Here is a 17,804-nt window from a genome sequence, read left to right on the forward strand (position 1 = left end):
TTCTACTCACCTAATCTCTTTGTTTTGAAACTTTAAGGATGAGATTTCATCCAATTGAATCGTTTCAAGTCTGAGTTGATCTTGCTGAAAAAGTTCGTAATCTTTTTCTTTAATCTTTTCAAATTTACGAACTTCTATTGATTTTTCTAGAAGTTTCTCTTCGAACCAGTTCATTTTAGAACGGGCTTGCATAACTTCTTTTTGAACTTTATTTATTCTTTTCTGCAATCCATCAATAAAGTTTGAGAAATGATGAATATGATTAATAGATAATCCTTGCTTTAGTTGGTTATTCTGTGCGTCAACTGTATCTTCTTTCTTTTTCAGCAAATCATATAATTCCGTAGCCACTGTTTCAAAGGCTATAACTGATTCTTTGTATGCGAGCTCTGTCTCTGTTTTTTCCTGCTCGCGAACATTTAAGATTTTAGCAAATTTATACTGATAAGCAACCATTATTTAACACCACCATTTGATAAAGTGATTAATTCGTTCACACTAGACTCAAGCGATACTTTGTCTAAATAACCTTGCTTTAAAAAAGAAGTGATTAATGGTTCATATTGTATAGCTTCATCTATTTCTTTTGAAGTTCCACGTTTATAGGCACCTATATTAATCAAGTCTTCCGATTTGTTATATGTGAAATATAAATCACGTAAACGTTCAGCTGCTTTTTTATGATTTTCATCAGATATATGATTCATTAGACGACTTATACTTTTTAACACATTAATCGCAGGATATTGACCTTTATTAGCAAGGGAACGATCCAGTACAATATGTCCATCTAGTATCCCTCGTACCGTATCAGCAATTGGCTCATTCATATCATCACCATCAACTAAAACTGTATAAAAGGCTGTAATCGTTCCATTTTCATTTGTACCTGTACGCTCCAGTAGTTTTGGCAAGATTGAAAATACAGATGGTGTATACCCCCTAGTAGCAGGTGGTTCTCCTACTGCTAGACCTATTTCACGTTGTGCCATTGCAACACGTGTCACAGAATCCATCATTAGCATGACGTTTAGACCTTTATCACGAAAGTATTCTGCTATAGCAGTGGCTGTAAAAGCACCTTTTATACGCATTAGAGCAGGCTGATCGGATGTAGCAGCGATAACAATAGATCGTTCTAAACCTTCTTTGCCCAAATCCCTTTCAATAAATTCTCGTACTTCCCGTCCACGCTCCCCAATAAGGGCTATAACATTTAAATCAGCATTTGTATTTCTTGCTATCATTCCTAGCAACGTACTTTTTCCTACACCAGACCCTGCAAATATCCCAACTCTTTGACCTTTTCCTACTGTTAGCATGCCATCAATAGCTTTAACTCCGACTTCAATTCGTTCATTAATTGGGGGTCTAGTTAATGGATTAGGAGGATCTTGTTCCGTCCCAACAGTCATTAATCCTTTTGGTAATACTGTTCCATCAATTGGATTCCCCATTGAGTCGAGTACTTTTCCAATCAAATCAGGTCCAACCTTCACTTCTAACGGTCGACTGGTACCTTCAACTAAACAGCCTGTAGATATTTCTCGAATATTGGTATAAGGCATCAAAACAACTATTTCTTCTTTAAAACCAACTACTTCTGCCAGAATGACTGAATGGCCATTTTTAGTGGAGTTTATATGAATCTTACATACGTCCCCAATAGAACTTTCAGGACCTTGTGATTCAATCATTAATCCAACAACACGATTCACACGCCCGTATTTTTTAAATGTTGAAAGGTTTGGGATTTGTTGAATTAATTCGACTGCTTTCATCATGTTCACTCCACATTATCTAGAATATCAACTAGTTTTAGTCTTAATTCATGTAGTTGTTCATCAATACTTACAACAATTCGTCCGTGGTTTGTTTCAATATAACAATCTGTATCATTCATTTCTTCATCAACAAATATCATAAATGGAACATCTACAGGAAATATAGAAGCAAGTTCCACCCGGTTGTTAGATACTAACTTAAAATAGATAGGAGATACATAGAGTTTTATCTCTTTCATCTCTCTTGCTTCTTTTAATCCTCTTTTTACAACAGATAAAAAGAATTCTTCGTCGTCCTCTAATTTCTTTCCAATAATTCGCTCAGCAACCTGAATAGCAATTTCTAAAATAACTTGTTCTTGATGTTGTAAATAGTTCGCCGCATTTTCGTGTGCTACTTCGATTGTTTCATTTGCAGTATTTAAGGATTGTTGCATATCTGCAGTAGCCTTACTTCTACCTTCTTCTAGCCCTTGGGTAAAACCCTCATCATAGGCAGCTTGCTGGTAAGCAATTTTTTGTTCTTCCCACGTTTTTAATTGATCATCTATATATTGTTTGGTTTCCTCAATTTCTTTGGCTAATTCTTCTTTTGTTGAAGCAATTTGTAGGTTTGCTTCATGAATCATTTGATCTCTTTCTTTTAACACTACGTCTAGGGAAAGAGGTTGATCTGTATCTATTTCTTCTCTTAATTGCAGACTTTTAATTTGAATAGGTTTCGTTTTATCACTATTTTCATTCACTTGTACGTTTCGGAAAATCTTAGACAATAATGTCATCTCCTCCACCACGAGCAATTATTATTTCACCAGCGTCTTCCAATCTTCTAATAACAGAGACAATCCGTGTTTGTGCTTCTTCTACATCCTTTAATCGAACAGGTCCCATAATCTCCATTTCTTCTTTAAATGTTTCAGCCATTCTTGAAGACATATTACGGAATATAATATCTTTAACTTCTTCACTTGAAACTTTCATCGAAAGGAGTAAATCTTCGTTTTCACAATCACGTATAACTCGTTGAATAGAACGATTATCAAGTGTAACGATATCTTCAAATACAAACATTCTTTTCTTAATTTCTTCAGCAAGTTCTGGATCTTGAATTTCAAGCGCATCCAAAATTGTTTTTTCAGTTGTTCGGTCTACACCATTCAATACTTCAACGACAGCATCTACGCCACCAGTTTCTGTGTAATCTTGTGTAACCGTCGAAGACAACTTTCGCTCAAGTACGGATTCAATTTCACTAATAACTTCTGGAGAAGTTGAGTCCATCATTGCTATTCTTTTCGCAATATCTGCTTGAACCTCTTGAGGTAAAGAAGAAAGAATAATACCTGCTTGTTGAGCTTCTAAGTATGACAGAATTAGCGCTATTGTTTGTGGGTGCTCGTTTTGAATAAAATTAAATAATTGCGTTGGTTCAGCTCTTCTTGCAAAATCAAATGGTCGTACTTGTAATGAAGATGTTAATCGATTAATAATCGCTTGTGCATGATCCGAACCAAGTGCTTTCTCTAACACTGTTTTTGCGTAACCAATACCACCCTGTGAAATATAATCTTGAGCGAGTGCAATATTATGAAACTCTTCTATAATATCTTCTTTAATTTCAGGCTCAACTTTTTTCACACCTGAAATTTCTAATGTCAAGCGCTCGATTTCTTCTTCGTTTAAATGCTTATAAATAGAAGCTGAAACTTCCGGGCCGAGAGAAATTAATAAAAGCGCGGCTTTTTGTTTCCCACTAAGTTCTTTTTCTTTTTTTATCATAGCCGTCCTCCATTAATCCTCTGCTATCCATGTACGTAATAATTTTGCGAAATCTTCTGGCTTGTCCTTTGCCATTTTTTCCAATTGTTTACGCCTTAAAGTAGCTTCTGTCTCTTTTTCATTATTAATATCATCTATTTTTAGTTCTTCTCTTTGTTCTTCCAGAATGACTAATTCCTCTTCTTCATTTCTACGTGAACGAATAATGAAAACAATTAGTAGAATGATTGCTGCTAACAGAATTCCTCCGATAACATAAACCCACCAAGGAATCATTGAATCTGTTGTAGCAACTGTACTTGCTTTTCCATTGAAAGGTTGTACGGAAACAACAATTTTTTCTTGTAATTGCTCTTCAGTTAGCTGTTCAACCTCATCTTTATCGATGGAAGTTCGTACAATTGTAGCTAGAATTTGTTCAATATCTCCTTGAACACCTTCAGGCATAGAAGTAATATCATCAGGAGTTGGTGGTTCTACCATTACTTGAATCCCTAAATCTCTGATTTTGTATGGACTTTCTACAATTTCTTTTCGAATACGATTTACCTCATTATTAATCGTATCCTCTGTTCTTTCGTAATCTCCGTTTGCATTAGAGCCTTCTACATAATTTGTAAAATTATCAGTAGCATCCTCGCCTTGCGGGGTTCCACCTGCAACAGGATTTGTTCCAGTAAATGTTTCGGAAATTCGTTGGGCACTTATTTCAATACCCGCCATATTTTCTTCATCTACTGGTTGCACTAAGTTCTCTTCTCTTTTTTCTTGTTGAAAGTCAATATCTGTTGTAACGGAGACTACAACTTTGTCTGGTCCCATTAAAGTACTTAACATTGTTTGCACTTGTCTTTGTAAATCGCGTTCTATTGATTTTTTAATAGCCATTTGGTCGCCAACATTAGCGCCCGTTGAATTAGAATTAGCGGTTTGAAGATCAAAGTATTCAAAGTATTGGTTTGTAATAACTATGTCTTCTGGCAATAAGTTTGGAACTGATTTTGAAACTAGATTATATAAGGTTTGAATTTGAACATCCGTAAATTGGTATCCTGGTTCAGTATTAAGAACAATAGATGCACTAGCATTTTCATTGCTTTGAGATAAAAATACTCCCTCTTCAGGCAAAGAAATCATTACTTTTGCATCTTTCACTCCCTTAATACCTTTAATCAAATTAGCAAGTTCTGTCTGAGTAGAAGCCAATTTTAATACATTGAACTCATTATCAGTCATTCCAAATCCAGCATTTTGAGAAAAGAAACTATAATCAATCATCCCAGATTTAGGGAAGCCTTCTGCTGCAAGTTGAACCAATAACGAATCAACTTGATCGGATGGAACTAATATAGAAGTCCCGCCAGGAGCTATTTGATTTTCTACTCCTTGTGCATCCAATGTTTCTTTTATACGACCTACTTCAGAAGGAGCTACATCTGCATACAATGGAACAAATTCTGTTCTTGTCGAAAAGAATGTAATAATTGCTGCGATAAGTATTATTCCAGCCAAACTTCCAATAATCGTTCCTTTTTGTACTTTCGTTCGGCTCTTCCAAAAAGCAGAGACATCACTTGTGATTTTTTTTATTCGTTCATTCATTATTATCCTCCGGCTATGGTGAATATTTTTACTCGATATTTAAATATAACCGAGGGTTTAGACTGGCATTCTCATTATTTCTTGATAAGCTTCAATGACTTTATTCCGAACTTCCAATGTTGCATTTAATGTTATACTCGCTTTTTGAGAAGCTATCATAACATTATGCAATTCTACTTCTTCTCCACGTATCAACTTCTCTGTTACTACATCAGAAGCTTTTTGATTAGCATTTACTGACTCAAGTGCACCTTTTAGAAAATCACCAAAGTTCTGTTGTGCTTCAAATGGACTTGGTTTCGGAGTAGAAGTAGTCGGATTTAATTGAGCTGTATTAAATAAGGAAACAGATTCTATTGCCATAATTATGAACCTTCTTTCAATCTCTATTTACCAATCTCTAAAGCTTTAGAAAGCATTGCTTTATTGGCATTGAACACTGTTACGTTCGCTTCATAAGAACGAGTTGCAGAAATTAAATCTACCATTTCTCTCAACGGATCTACATTTGGCATTTCTACATAACCTTCTGCGTTTGCATCGATATGAGTTGGATCAAAAACTAGTTTAAATGGTGTTTCCGTATCTTCTTTAATATCTGATACTTTTACGCCGTTACCAACTGTATCTTTATTTGTTTTCCCCATAGCAACATTTAAAAAGCTAGAGAATTGTCCTTCAAGTGGTTGTAAAGTTACACTTTTTCTTCTATAGGCTTGCCATTCACCATTGACTAATTTTGCACGAGTTGTATCAACATTAGCCATATTGGAAGAAATAACATCCATACGAAGTCGCTGAGCTGTTAGTGCAGAGGCAGTGGTATTCATTCCATGAAAAATCGACAAGATTAGCTACCTCCTCTTATGACAGTTTGTAATGTATTTAACTTACCGCTTACACGGTCAACCAATGCATTGTAATAAATTTGATTTGTTGCTAGATTAGCTTGTTCTTTGTCCATGTCTACTCCATTGCCATTGTGGTTATAACGGAAATTAGAATAGTTATAAACACCTGGAGTACTTACTTTCATTTGAAAATTAAAATGCTTTTCATTTGTACGGTTCGCAGATATTATCGATTGTTTTGCATCCGAAAAAACGTCAGCAAAGTTAACGCTTTTTGCTTTATAGTTCGGAGTGTCGACATTTGCTATATTTTGCGCAATTGTTTTCTGTTTTAGTGCAGAAAAGTTTAATCCTCGCTCTAAATCCGAGATTGTTCCTCCAAAAATACTCAATTACTACACCTCTTTGAATTCTAATCGGAAAGATGTTAATAATAATCTATGATAATCATAATAATTTAATTGTAATGAAAATGTAACAAAGTGTCTATTCTCTTTTATTCTTTTTCATAGGACATTTTTCCTTTTTTTTCGCCATATTTCTCTTTTTTGTGTCGGAAACGGTGCATTTACTCCTCCGCACTTACTATTTTGAGGAAATTTTCAATTAACTGGATATTAATTCCTTTGACAAATTCATTTCAACTGGAAATAGAGTATGAGAAGTTTTTTAACATCCGACGTCCCATATACGGAGGTTAATTAAGATGAATAACGCAAGCTTTTAAAACTTGCTAGCAGAATTATTGGCTCTTGGAGACTCTTCAATAAAACTTGCGTGTATTTTTCCCATTCGTAGGCTTACCGTCTAGTTACACCTAACTGAATTACTTTACTCACTTCGTTTTTGTTTTCTCCCATTTCTCCCATAGAACATACGAAGTGTTCTTCAAATCCAGCTAGTCTAAATAATGCAAAATAACCATTTCTTTAAATTCATAACTACGGTCTATCGGTGTCCTTCTTTAAATAGCCTTTCGCTTTCCTTACTTCGTCATGCTAACTTCTATTTGGTAGAAAACCATAATTATATTCCTCATGACCTTCATATACTCGTGATAACGCTAAGGCAAGCGTTTCCTGATTAGACGGGTCTGTCACAGTTGAAATGCCTTTTAGACGCATTCCGTCCTTAGGTTTTTGATTTTAATTTAGCGGACTAGGTGCGCTTAATAGAATCCGTTGAAAATTAACATGCTGACTTAAGAATAATTATGGGCATCATATTTACACCATGACTTCCATATATGAATTTCGTGCTCTTCATACCTGAGGTTCCAGTCAACCAGCACGTCCTTGCGTTATGCTTACAGTCTTCTACCTTTACAATTATCCGCATGCTGGGCACACGCAAAAAAAACCTCTTCTACATTTGGTAGAAGAGGTTTTAATCATAATTCTTATTTCATTTTAAGATGAGCAAGTTCTGCTAAAAATTTATCATTAAGTACTTTAATATAAGTACCTTTCATTCCTAGAGAACGAGACTCAATAACGCCTGCACTTTCAAGTTTACGTAGAGCATTTACGATAACTGAACGAGTTATACCAACACGATCAGCTATTTTAGAAGCAACTAGTAAACCTTCGTTACCATCAAGTTCTTCAAAAATATGTTCAATAGCTTCTAACTCGCTATATGATAATGAATTGATAGCCATTTGTACAACAGCTTTACTTCTTGCTTCTTCCTCAATTTCTTCTGATTTTTCACGTAGAATTTCCATACCTACAACAGTCGCACCATATTCTCCAAGAATTAAATCATCATCATGGAATTCTTGTTTCAAACGACCAAGAATTAAAGTTCCAAGACGTTCACCTCCACCGATAATTGGCACAATTGTCGTCAAACCATCTTTAAACAATTCACGATTCTCTTCTGGGAAAATTGAGTGTTTACTGTAAACATCTAAGTTGGATGAAGTTTCATTCACATTAAATAAGTTTTTTGTATATTCTTCAGGGAATTGACGTTCTTCCATCATCGTAATCATACGATCATTCTCAATTTGCTGATGTACTTCTAATCCAAGAAGTTTACCTTTTCGGCTTACAATGAATGCGTTACATTCAATTACTTCACTTAATGTTGTTGCCATTTCTTTGAAATTAACAGGTTTACCTGCAGATGCTTGTAACATTGAGTTAATTTTTCTTGTTTTGTCTAATAAATTCATGGTGAATCCTCCAATATAATTTTCATATTTATTTTAATATTCTAAAGGTTTTTAATTGTTTTAGAAAGTAATTCAACTTAATATTACAGTATAAATTGCGATAAATCTTTATTTTTCACAATATTGTCAAGTTTTTGGTCAATATAGGAAGGAGTTATTTGAATATGAGCTGGAGAAATGTCAGAAGCTTCAAATGAAAGGTCTTCTAAAATTTTCTCCAGGATTGTATGAAGACGTCTCGCTCCTATATTATCTGTCTCTTGATTAACTTCATAAGCTATTTCACCAATTCTTGCTATTGATTCTTCAGAAAACGAAATAGTTACACCTTCTGTATGAAGTAAAGCTTCATATTGTTTCGTTAGAGAGTGTTGAGGTTCTTTTAAAATACGAACAAAATCATCTTTCGTGAGTTTTTCTAATTCGACACGAATTGGAAATCTACCTTGAAGTTCCGGGATTAAGTCTGATGGTTTGGACATATGGAACGCTCCTGCAGCAATAAAAAGAATATAATCAGTTTTTACAGCACCATATTTCGTATTAACTGTAGACCCTTCGACAATTGGTAGAATATCTCGCTGAACTCCTTCTCTGGAAACATCTGCAGATGAAGTATTACCGCTTTTATTTGCGATTTTATCCATTTCATCGATAAAAATGATACCGGTTTGTTCCGTTTTTTCAATAGCTATTTGTGATAATTCATCATTATCTATTAATTTGCTCGCTTCTTCTTGAATTAATACTTTACGAGCATCTTTTACTTTCATTTTTCTTTTTTTCTTTTTCTTTGGCATTAAACTAGAAAGTGCATCCTGCATGTTCATCCCAATACTTTCCATTCCTCCGCCTTGCAATGCATCGAAAATGGATGGAGCATGTTCTGTTACTTCTACTGTAACTATTTCATTCTCTAGTTTACCGTCTCTTAAATCCTCTGCAATTTGAGAACGTTTTAATCGGACATCTGTATCATCTGTTTCTGAAGGTTCATCCTCAGACTTACCGCCGAATAATGCTTCAAAAGGGTTTTGATTTGTGTTCTTTTTCTTTAAGGAAGGAACTAGAAGCTTTACTATAGCGTCGTTTGCGAGACGGGTTGCTTGATCTTTTACTTCTTCCATTTTTTCTTCTTTCACTATACGAATCGCTGCTTCTACTAAATCTCTAACCATAGATTCTACGTCTCTTCCGACATAACCTACTTCTGTAAATTTAGTCGCTTCCACTTTTACAAAAGGAGCTTTTGTTAGCTTTGCAATTCTTCTTGCTATTTCTGTTTTCCCTACTCCAGTTGGACCAATCATTAAAATATTTTTAGGGATTACTTCATTTTTCATATCCTCATCTAATAACTGTCTTCTATATCTATTTCGTAAAGCAACTGCTACAGCTTTTTTTGCTGCATCTTGCCCAACAATATATTTATTTAAATGCTCAGTAATTTGCTTTGGTGTTAAGTTATTTTCTTTCATTCACCTAAAACCTCCACGATGATTTGATGATTCGTAAATACACATATATCTGCAGCAGTTGTTAAAGCAGCTTTTGCAATCTCTTCTGCAGATAGATGGCCAGCGTATTGTTTTAATGCTCTACCAGCTGCTAGAGCATAATTACCTCCAGAGCCTATTGCTAAAATTCCATCATCAGGTTCTATAACTTCGCCAGTTCCTGACACGAGTAGTAAATTACTTTTATCCATCACTAAAAGCATCGCTTCTAATTGACGTAGCATTTTATCTCCTCTCCATTGTTTTGCTAGCTCAACGGCAGCACGTTGAAGGTTACCATTATACTCCAGAAGTTTTCCTTCGAACATTTCAAAAAGTGTAAAAGCGTCTGCTACAGATCCAGCAAAACCAGCAACCACTTGACCATTAAACAGTCTTCTTACTTTTTTTGCAGTATGTTTCATTACTACTTGATTACCCAAAGTGACCTGTCCGTCTCCCGCCATTGCATGACTTCCGTTATGACTTACAGCAAATATTGTCGTTGCATGTATATTACCCAATATTCATTACCTCCAATACTTATGCCCTTGGATGAGCATTCATATACGTTTTTCTTAAATGTTCTTTTGTAACATGCGTATAAACTTGAGTAGAAGTTAAATGGGAATGGCCTAATAATTCTTGAACACTCCTTAAATCCGCTCCATTATTCAGTAGATGGGTAGCAAAGGTATGTCGGAGCATATGAGGAAAAATAGTTGTATGCATAGAAGCTTTCTTCATCATTTCGTTTAAGATATAATGCACTCCACGTGCTGTTAAATGCGCTCCTCTATTATTCACAAAGAGAAAGGAATGAGAAGTCGACTTCATTAATTTTGGTCTACTTTTTTCTACGTATTCTTCGACCGCACTTAGAGCAAAGTCTCCGATGGGAACATACCGTTCTTTTCTACCTTTACCCATTACACGGACAACCCCATAGCTCTTATCTATATGACTCAATTCAATAGAAATAAGTTCGCTCACACGAATGCCTGTAGCATATAACAATTCAAGTATTGCCATATTTCGTAATGATAACGGATCGTCTCCTTCATTTCCTTGAAACAATTTTTCCATTTCTTCTTCATAAAAGAAATGAGGTAGTCTTTCTTCTTTTTTCGGGTGATACAAGGATCGAAAGGCATCTTCCCGAATATCAAATTCTCTATGAAGAAACTTGTAAAAGGAACGAATAGAGGAGATCTTTCTTGATATAGAGGTTCTAGCTAACTTTTTTTCATAAAGGGCTGTTACATACAATCTTGCATGAACATATTCAACTTCATTTAAATTAGTTACACTTTCTCCATCTAAAAAGTGTAAAAAATGTTCAATGTCTTTTCTATATTCTTGGATAGTAAGATTAGAGTAATTTTTCTCTAATTGAATATAGTCTATAAATGAATACAGTTCAACTAATCCAATCATTAAAACAACTCCCGTGTGTATTCCCATAGTAAAAGCCTCTAAAAGTATACAACCTTTAGAGGCTTAAAGCAATTAAACCGATTTATTTTTCAAAAAATTTTGAATCGTCGTTAATGCTCGATTAGCTAACTGCTCAGTTCTTACTTTTTTATCTCTTACTTTTGGTTGTAGCTCGGGAAATAACCCGAAGTTTATATTCATTGGTTGGAAGTTTTTTGAATCAGCTTCTGTTATGTATCTAGCCATACTTCCGAGTGCTGTCTCACTTGGGAATACAATTAATTCTTCCCCTTTTGCAAGCTTAGCAGCGTTTATTCCTGCAAGTAACCCACTTCCTGCCGATTCTACATAACCTTCAACTCCAGTCATTTGACCAGCAAAGAAAATTTGTTGATTCGCTTTAAGCTGATAAGTTGGCTGTAGGACAGTAGGTGAGTTTATAAACGTATTTCGGTGCATAACTCCATAACGGACTACTTCCACATTTTCTAATCCTGGAATTAACTTAAGAACTTCCTTTTGTGGTCCCCATTTTAAATGTGTCTGGAATCCAACAATATTATAAAGGGTTCCAGCGGCATCGTCTTGTCTTAACTGTACAACAGCATAAGGACGTTTACCTGTTTTAGGGTCTTCCAATCCAACTGGTTTCATCGGTCCAAATAAAAGCGTTTTACGACCTCTGCTAGCCATTACTTCAACTGGCATACAACCTTCAAAGTAAATTTCTTTTTCAAATTCTTTTAAAGGCACAACTTCTGCTGCTACGAGTGCATCGTAAAAACGATTAAACTCTTCTTCTGTCATTGGACAGTTAAGATAAGCAGCTTCCCCTTTGTCATATCGAGATTTTAAATATACTTTATTCATATCAATACTTTCTTTTTCAACAATTGGAGCTGCTGCATCATAAAAGTATAAATAATCTTGACCCGTTATTTCTTTCACTCTCTCAGCCAAAGCAGGAGAAGTTAGGGGCCCTGTTGCGATAATGGTAATACCGTCTGGAATCTCGGTTACTTCTTCGTTTATGATCTCAATCATTGGATGATTGCGAATGGTATCTGTTACCCTTCCAGCGAAATCATGTCTGTCTACAGCTAATGCTCCACCTGCAGGAACACTACTATTATCTGCGGATTGAATAATAAGAGAATCTAACATACGCATTTCTTCTTTAATAACCCCAACAGCGTTTGTTAGGGTGTTAGCACGAAGTGAATTAGAACATACTAGTTCAGCAAATTTATCTGTATGATGTGCAGGTGTTTGCTTTACAGGACGCATTTCATAAAGACGAACTTTTATCCCTCGCTTTGCAATTTGCCATGCAGCCTCGCTTCCTGCAAGTCCTGCGCCTATCACGTTTACTATTTCAGTCATGGTGAAACCTTCTTTCTTTTAACTCTGTGGATCTTCTTTATAGTCACAATTTACACATTGAATTTGGACGCCTTTTTTCAACTTTTTCTCTACTAACATATCATTACATTTAGGACATGGTCTATTTATTGGCTTATCCCAGGAAACAAAATCACATGTTGGATATCGATCGCATCCGTAAAATATTCGTTTTGTTTTACTTTTACGTTCTACGATCTGCCCTTCTCCACAAGATGGACACGGAACACCAATTTCTTTCACAATTGCTTTGGTGTTTCGACAATCAGGGAAGTTGCTACATGCCATAAATTTACCGTATCGGCCGAGTTTATAGACCATAGGAGAACCACAATTTTCACAATCTTCGCCTGTAGGTTCATCTTTTATAACGATTTTTTCCATTTCAGCATCGGCATGTTCCACATGTTTAGCAAAGTCTTGATAAAAACCATCAATAACTTCGACCCATCTAACTTGTCCTTCTTCCACACTATCTAAGTCTTTTTCCATTTGTGCTGTAAACTCGATATCTAAAATATTTGGGAAAAATTCAAGTACTAGTTGATGTACGATTGTTCCAAGCTCAGTCGGTACAAAACGTTTAGTCTCTAAAGCCACATACCCTCTTTTTTGTATCGTATCAAGTGTAGGAGCATATGTGGAAGGTCTGCCTATTCCAAGTTCTTCTAGCGTTTTTACTAGTCTCGCTTCTGAATATCTTGGTGGTGGCTGTGTAAAATGTTGTTTAGGCTCAATCGCCAGCGCATTTACTTTGTCTCCAACCTCTAGAACAGGCAACAATTTGTCTTTATCATCTGTTTGATCATCCGTACCTTCGACATACACTTTCATGAAACCAGGAAATTTTACTTGTGAACCATTTGCTCTAAATAAAGCATTCCCATTTTTCATATCAACAGAAACCGTATCTAATATTGCAGGAGCCATCTGGCTAGCAATAAATCGCTCCCATATTAATTTATATAAACGGAATAAATCTCTAGACAGAATGTTTTTTAACTGATCGGGAGTTCTTAGAACACTTGTAGGTCTTACTGCCTCATGCGCATCCTGAGATTTTTTGGATTGTTTTTCTTCTTTTTTACTCGTTATATATTCTGACCCGTATTCATTTTGAATATATGCGTGAGCGTCGGCTTTAGCTGTATCAGAGATTCGGGTAGAATCTGTACGCATATAAGTGATTAAACCTACAGTACCTTCTTTTTTCCCAAGGTCAATTCCTTCATATAATTGTTGCGCTAGCATCATCGTTTTTCTAGCTCGGAAGTTAAGTTTACGAGCAGCTTCCTGTTGAAGAGATGAGGTTGTAAATGATGATGCTGGATTTCTTTTTCTTTCTTTTTTTACTACATTTATTACTTCAAACTTTTTGCCTTTCATTCCTTTAAGTACATCTTTTACTTCATTTTCGTTTGTTAGCTTAACCTTATCTTTATCCGTCCCGTAATAAAGAGCGTCGAATGCTTTTTTATTTTTCTCGAATTGCCCTTCAATTGTCCAATACTCTTCTGGTACAAAGCTATTTATTTCATTTTCGCGGTCAATAATCAACCGTAACGCTACAGATTGAACACGTCCAGCAGATAAACCTTTTTTCACTTTCTTCCATAAAATTGGACTAATATTGTAACCAACAAGGCGGTCTAAAATTCTTCTTGCCTGCTGAGCATCAACTAAATCCATATTTATTGGTCTAGGATGTTTAAATGATTCTAAAATAGCATCTTTTGTAATTTCATTGAACACCACTCGACATTCTGAATTAATATCAACATTTAATGAGTTAGCTAAATGCCATGCAATAGCTTCCCCTTCTCTGTCGGGGTCAGCTGCGAGATAAACTTTCTTTGCTTTTTTTGCAGCATTTTTCAAGTCTTGCAATACGGGACCTTTTCCTCGTATTGTAATATATTTTGGTTCATAGTCATTTTCTACATTTACACCCATTTGACTTCTCGGCAAATCACGTACATGACCGATGGATGCTTTTACTTTATATTTTTTTCCAAGATATCGTTCAATTGTTTTTGCCTTTGCTGGCGATTCCACAATAACTAAATAATCCGACATAAATGTGCCTCCTTATAGAAGGTAACTCGCTTTAAGCTTCAAAACAAATACCTGTTGCAAAATGTATAACAGATTTCTAAAGAAAGCAAGTCTTTTAATTTATTTAATTGTTTATTTGTTCAAATTCTTGTAGTTCATCAAGTATTTGATAACCATTCCATACAGGCTTTGCACCCTCTAAAATAAGGTTATGTGGGCCAGCAGACAACGGGGAATGAATAGATCCAGGAATGGCGAAAATTTCTTTTCCATTTTCTAATGCATGCTCCATTGTTGAAACTGTACCACTCTTTTCTTTTGCCTCTGTAATAACGACACCTTGTGACAAACCGCTAATTATACGATTACGCATGGGAAAATTCCACTTTTTAGGTGTTATATATGGTGGATATTCTGTTATTAATAAATGTTCTTTCGACATTTTTTTCGCTAATTCTTCATTTTGCTTCGGGTATATATGAAATAAACCAGTGCCCAGAACCGCAATTGTCTTGCCTCCTAGCGCTATTGTGCTTTCATGAGCCATTGTATCCGCTTCTTTAGCGAGACCGCTCACAATAGCGAAATTTCGGCTTATTAATGGAGGTAATATTGTTTCAATACTTTTCTTAGAATAATTAGTTGCCTCTCTAGAACCTATAATAGCTAACTTTTTATGCATGTTTAATAAAGAAGTATCTCCTTTTACATAAAGAACTGCGGGTGGATCGTAAAGACTTTTTAAACTTAAGGGATAATTGGGATTGGTAAAAATAATTGGGGTAATTTGATGTTTATCATAGACTTGTAGAAATGGGGTTTCCACAAATTTTTGGTACATGTTTTGAAGCTGAATCGCACGATTTTGTGTAATTTTCAAAAGACCTGAGAGTAAATTTGTTTGCATCTTTTCTAATTGAGATAATGTGGGGGTGTATTCAATTAGGGGTTGTAGCTTGTTCATAGGAACTGGAAAAACATAGTGTAAAGCTAAAAATCGATTTATCCATTGCTCATCGGTATTGCTCATTGCTTCCCTCCTATTAAAATAAAAAAAGATACGGCAACACCAGATGATGTGCCGTATCTTTAATATTAATGTGTTTTACATTTGTCGTAAAGACCTGCAGCTTTAATTGCTTTAATTAAAGTTTCGCCGATTACGGATGGAGTTGGTGCAACTTCCATTCCAGCTTCTTGCATTGCTTTAATTTTTTCTGCAGCTGTACCTTTACCACCAGAAATGATTGCACCAGCGTGACCCATACGTTTACCTTCAGGAGCTGTTTGTCCTCCGATAAATCCTACAACTGGTTTCGTCATGTTAGCTTTAATCCATTCTGCTGCTTCTTCCTCAGCAGTACCTCCGATTTCACCAATCATAACAACTGCATACGTTTCTGGATCTTCGTTAAATGCTTTTAATACATCAATGAAGTCTGTACCATTTACAGGGTCTCCACCAATACCAACCGCTGTAGATTGACCTACACCAGCTTGTGTTAATTGGTGAACTGCTTCATAAGTTAAAGTACCAGAACGAGACACAACACCTACATGGCCTTTAGAATGAATATTTGGAGGCATGATACCGATATTGCTTTCATCAGCTGTTACAATACCTGGGCAGTTTGGACCTACTAAACGAGTCTTTTTGCCTGTCATATAACGTTTTACTTTTACCATATCTAATACTGGAATATGCTCAGTAATACAAATAGCCAAGTCTAATTCTGCATCTGTAGCTTCCAAAATTGCATCGGCTGCAAATGGAGCTGGTACATAAATTACTGAAACATTAGCGCCAGTTGCTTTAACCGCTTCTTCAACAGTATTGAATACAGGAACACCTTCTACCTCTGAACCGCCTTTACCTGGAGTTACACCAGCAACGATTTTTGTGCCATATTCCAACATTTTTTTAGTATGGAATAGAGCAGTGGAGCCAGTAATACCTTGTACCAAAACTTTAGTATCTTTATTAATAAAAATTGCCATTGTTTTGTCTCCGCCTTTCTTAGCCTACAAGTTCAACAATTTTTTGTGCGCCATCTGCCATTGAATCAGCAGCAACGATGTTTAAACCTGATTCGTTCAATAAAGACTTACCTTTATCAACATTTGTACCTTCTAAACGAACAACAAGTGGTACTTCAAGTCCAACTTCTTTCGCAGCAACGATAACACCTTCAGCGATAATATCACATTTCATAATTCCACCAAAGATGTTAACAAAGATACCTTTAACATTTTTGTCAGAAAGAATGATTTTAAATGCTTCCGTTACTTTTTCAGCTGTAGCACCGCCCCCAACGTCCAGGAAGTTAGCCGGTGATCCGCCGTAATAGCTAATTGTATCCATTGTAGCCATTGCAAGACCAGCACCATTAACCATACATCCGATATTTCCATCTAAAGAAATATAGCTTAGGTCATATTTTGATGCTTCGATTTCTTTTGCATCTTCTTCATCAAAGTCACGTAGTTCTACGATATCTTTATGACGGTAAAGTGCATTTCCATCAAAATTAAATTTTGCGTCTAGTGCTACTACATCTCCAGCACCAGTTACAACTAGTGGATTGATCTCAACGATAGCTGCATCTTTATCCACGAATGCTTCGTATAAACCAAGCATTAATTTTGCAGCTTTGTTTACTAATTTAGTAGGTATATTCATATTGAAAGCCATACGACGTGCTTGGAAACCAGTAAGTCCAACTACAGGGTCAATTTCTTCTTTGAAAATCTTTTCAGGAGTAGCAGCTGCCACTTCCTCGATGTCCATTCCACCCTCTTCAGAACCCATTAAAGTTACCCGAGAAGATGCTCGGTCTAAAACTAAACCAAGGTAGTACTCTTTCTGGATATCAGAACCTTCTTCGATATAAAGGCGTTTTACTTCTTTACCTTCTGGACCTGTTTGATGTGTTACCAATACTTTTCCTAACAATTCCTTCGCATATGCACGAACATCGTCCAAGTTTTTTGCGATTTTTACTCCGCCTGCTTTACCGCGTCCACCAGCGTGGATTTGAGCTTTAACAACGACAACTTCAGAACCTAGTTCTTTTGCAGCTTTAACAGCTTCTTCTGGAGAAAATGCTACTTTCCCATTAGGAACAGCTACACCGTATTGTCTGAGGAGTTCTTTCCCTTGATATTCATGGATATTCATCTTACGTCCTCCAATCAAACTTATGTCAAGTAATTTACTACT

General features: G+C 35.8%; 17 protein-coding genes. All 17 read right to left on the reverse strand.

All coding sequences use genetic code 11. From position 1 onward, the window contains the following. Positions 1-6: 6 nt before the first annotated feature. Entirely contained in the window at positions 7-456 is a 450-nt protein-coding gene (fliJ, locus tag WAX74_RS02750) for a flagellar export protein FliJ (RefSeq protein WP_336496115.1), read from the reverse strand. Continuing rightward, positions 456-1,781 carry a flagellar protein export ATPase FliI gene (fliI, locus tag WAX74_RS02755; protein WP_336496210.1) on the reverse strand — a complete coding sequence of 442 codons (1,326 nt, stop codon included), beginning with the start codon at positions 1,779-1,781 and terminating at the stop codon, positions 456-458. The genes fliJ and fliI overlap by 1 nt, the downstream gene beginning before the upstream one ends. 5 nt (positions 1,782-1,786) lie before the next feature. Then, on the reverse strand, positions 1,787-2,566 hold the full coding sequence (gene fliH, locus WAX74_RS02760; protein ID WP_336496116.1) for a flagellar assembly protein FliH: 780 nt from the start codon (positions 2,564-2,566) through the stop codon (positions 1,787-1,789). Beyond that, the gene (fliG, locus tag WAX74_RS02765) at positions 2,550-3,563 is read right to left on the reverse strand and encodes a flagellar motor switch protein FliG (protein ID WP_336496117.1); all 1,014 of its coding nucleotides are present in this window, start codon (positions 3,561-3,563) and stop codon (positions 2,550-2,552) included. The genes fliH and fliG overlap by 17 nt, the downstream gene beginning before the upstream one ends. 12 nt (positions 3,564-3,575) lie before the next feature. Further along, positions 3,576-5,165, reverse strand: a complete 1,590-nt coding sequence (gene fliF, locus WAX74_RS02770) for a flagellar basal-body MS-ring/collar protein FliF (RefSeq protein ID WP_336496118.1) — start codon at positions 5,163-5,165, stop codon at positions 3,576-3,578. Between the two features lie 57 nt (positions 5,166-5,222). Continuing rightward, complete coding sequence (gene fliE / locus WAX74_RS02775) at positions 5,223-5,528, reverse strand: flagellar hook-basal body complex protein FliE (RefSeq protein WP_336496119.1); 306 nt, start codon at positions 5,526-5,528, stop codon at positions 5,223-5,225. 23 nt (positions 5,529-5,551) lie between these two features. Continuing rightward, on the reverse strand, positions 5,552-6,013 hold the full coding sequence (gene flgC / locus WAX74_RS02780) for a flagellar basal body rod protein FlgC (protein ID WP_336496120.1): 462 nt from the start codon (positions 6,011-6,013) through the stop codon (positions 5,552-5,554). 2 nt (positions 6,014-6,015) lie between these two features. Then, positions 6,016-6,408 (reverse strand): flagellar basal body rod protein FlgB, encoded by a 393-nt coding sequence (gene flgB / locus WAX74_RS02785; protein WP_336496121.1) that lies wholly within the window; start codon positions 6,406-6,408, stop codon positions 6,016-6,018. 1,007 nt (positions 6,409-7,415) lie between these two features. Beyond that, positions 7,416-8,195 (reverse strand): GTP-sensing pleiotropic transcriptional regulator CodY, encoded by a 780-nt coding sequence (gene codY, locus WAX74_RS02790; protein ID WP_336496122.1) that lies wholly within the window; start codon positions 8,193-8,195, stop codon positions 7,416-7,418. An 83-nt stretch (positions 8,196-8,278) separates the two neighbouring features. Continuing rightward, positions 8,279-9,673, reverse strand: a complete 1,395-nt coding sequence (gene hslU, locus WAX74_RS02795) for an ATP-dependent protease ATPase subunit HslU (RefSeq protein ID WP_336496123.1) — start codon at positions 9,671-9,673, stop codon at positions 8,279-8,281. Further along, the gene (hslV, locus tag WAX74_RS02800; protein ID WP_336496124.1) at positions 9,670-10,215 is read right to left on the reverse strand and encodes an ATP-dependent protease subunit HslV; all 546 of its coding nucleotides are present in this window, start codon (positions 10,213-10,215) and stop codon (positions 9,670-9,672) included. Before hslV ends, hslU begins: the two co-directional genes overlap by 4 nt. 19 nt (positions 10,216-10,234) lie before the next feature. Continuing rightward, positions 10,235-11,128, reverse strand: a complete 894-nt coding sequence (xerC, locus tag WAX74_RS02805) for a tyrosine recombinase XerC (protein WP_336496125.1) — start codon at positions 11,126-11,128, stop codon at positions 10,235-10,237. Positions 11,129-11,200: 72 nt separating this feature from the next. Continuing rightward, positions 11,201-12,511, reverse strand: a complete 1,311-nt coding sequence (trmFO, locus tag WAX74_RS02810; RefSeq protein WP_336496126.1) for an FADH(2)-oxidizing methylenetetrahydrofolate--tRNA-(uracil(54)-C(5))-methyltransferase TrmFO — start codon at positions 12,509-12,511, stop codon at positions 11,201-11,203. A gap of 18 nt (positions 12,512-12,529) precedes the next feature. Continuing rightward, the gene (gene topA / locus WAX74_RS02815) at positions 12,530-14,605 is read right to left on the reverse strand and encodes a type I DNA topoisomerase (protein WP_336496127.1); all 2,076 of its coding nucleotides are present in this window, start codon (positions 14,603-14,605) and stop codon (positions 12,530-12,532) included. A 103-nt stretch (positions 14,606-14,708) separates the two neighbouring features. Then, complete coding sequence (gene dprA, locus WAX74_RS02820) at positions 14,709-15,614, reverse strand: DNA-processing protein DprA (protein WP_336496128.1); 906 nt, start codon at positions 15,612-15,614, stop codon at positions 14,709-14,711. A gap of 65 nt (positions 15,615-15,679) precedes the next feature. Further along, positions 15,680-16,582: a succinate--CoA ligase subunit alpha gene (gene sucD, locus WAX74_RS02825; RefSeq protein ID WP_336496129.1), complete on the reverse strand. Its 903-nt coding sequence runs from the start codon at positions 16,580-16,582 to the stop codon at positions 15,680-15,682. Between the two features lie 19 nt (positions 16,583-16,601). Then, positions 16,602-17,762: an ADP-forming succinate--CoA ligase subunit beta gene (gene sucC / locus WAX74_RS02830; protein ID WP_336496130.1), complete on the reverse strand. Its 1,161-nt coding sequence runs from the start codon at positions 17,760-17,762 to the stop codon at positions 16,602-16,604. Positions 17,763-17,804: the final 42 nt, after the last annotated feature.

Origin of the sequence: Psychrobacillus mangrovi, from assembly GCF_037104765.1 — a bacterium.
Classification (GTDB): Bacteria; Bacillota; Bacilli; order Bacillales_A; family Planococcaceae; genus Psychrobacillus; species Psychrobacillus mangrovi.

Bases quoted from the DNA above. Each gene is read 5' to 3' on its own strand.
- fliI (WP_336496210.1), bottom strand. From the start codon at position 1,781: ATGAAAGCAGTCGAATTAATTCAACAAATCCCAAACCTTTCAACATTT.
- dprA (WP_336496128.1), bottom strand. From the start codon at position 15,614: ATGAGCAATACCGATGAGCAATGGATAAATCGATTTTTAGCTTTACAC.
- codY (WP_336496122.1), bottom strand. From the start codon at position 8,195: ATGAATTTATTAGACAAAACAAGAAAAATTAACTCAATGTTACAAGCA.
- sucC (WP_336496130.1), bottom strand. From the start codon at position 17,762: ATGAATATCCATGAATATCAAGGGAAAGAACTCCTCAGACAATACGGT.
- sucD (WP_336496129.1), bottom strand. From the start codon at position 16,582: ATGGCAATTTTTATTAATAAAGATACTAAAGTTTTGGTACAAGGTATT.
- fliF (WP_336496118.1), bottom strand. From the start codon at position 5,165: ATGAATGAACGAATAAAAAAAATCACAAGTGATGTCTCTGCTTTTTGG.
- fliH (WP_336496116.1), bottom strand. From the start codon at position 2,566: ATGACATTATTGTCTAAGATTTTCCGAAACGTACAAGTGAATGAAAAT.
- trmFO (WP_336496126.1), bottom strand. From the start codon at position 12,511: ATGACTGAAATAGTAAACGTGATAGGCGCAGGACTTGCAGGAAGCGAG.
- xerC (WP_336496125.1), bottom strand. From the start codon at position 11,128: ATGATTGGATTAGTTGAACTGTATTCATTTATAGACTATATTCAATTA.
- fliG (WP_336496117.1), bottom strand. From the start codon at position 3,563: ATGATAAAAAAAGAAAAAGAACTTAGTGGGAAACAAAAAGCCGCGCTT.
- fliE (WP_336496119.1), bottom strand. From the start codon at position 5,528: ATGGCAATAGAATCTGTTTCCTTATTTAATACAGCTCAATTAAATCCG.
- fliJ (WP_336496115.1), bottom strand. From the start codon at position 456: ATGGTTGCTTATCAGTATAAATTTGCTAAAATCTTAAATGTTCGCGAG.
- topA (WP_336496127.1), bottom strand. From the start codon at position 14,605: ATGTCGGATTATTTAGTTATTGTGGAATCGCCAGCAAAGGCAAAAACA.
- hslU (WP_336496123.1), bottom strand. From the start codon at position 9,673: ATGAAAGAAAATAACTTAACACCAAAGCAAATTACTGAGCATTTAAAT.